The organism is Aminobacter sp. P4_D5 (assembly GCF_056401815.1).
Window position 1 is genome coordinate 1 of record NZ_JBFUIP010001471.1, and the last position, 506, is coordinate 506.

Genomic DNA, 506 nt, shown 5'->3' on the forward strand with positions numbered 1-506 from the left:
GGGTGGTAGTGACTGAAATGCCACGGAAACCCCTCTAGAATGTTCCCGCCCTCCGGACTCCGACGGCTGGGCCAGCTCTGGTCCGAGGTGAAGGCGGCGCTCTTCGCCTCGGACCTCGATGCTTCCCAGAACAAGCTGCAGATACAGGCCCGCTCGGCCGCCCCGGTCATCTGGCTGATCGGCAAGACCGGCGCGGGCAAGACGGCCATCGTCTCGGCCCTCACCGGCGATCCCCGTGCCGAGATCGGCGAGGGCTACCAGCCCTGCACCCGCCAGGCCGCCTTCTACGACGTGCCGGAGGAGGCGCCCTTCCTCCGCTTCCTCGACACGCGCGGGCTGGAGGAGGCGGGCTACGACCCCGCCGAGGACATCGCCTGGTGCGAGGCGCAGGCGCATCTCCTGCTGGCCGTGATGCAGGTGGACGATCCCGCCCAGGAACCGGTGATGAAGGTGCTGCGCCAGGCGCGGGGCCGGCATCCGGGCTGGCCCTTGGTGGTGGCCCAGAC

General features: G+C 70.0%; 1 protein-coding gene. It reads left to right on the forward strand.

Translation table 11 applies throughout. The annotated features are described in order from the left end of the window. Positions 1 to 39 precede the first annotated feature (39 nt). On the forward strand, positions 40 to 506 hold a 467-nt coding region (locus AC1DWF_RS39020), incomplete at its 3' end, for a GTPase family protein (RefSeq protein ID WP_476843736.1).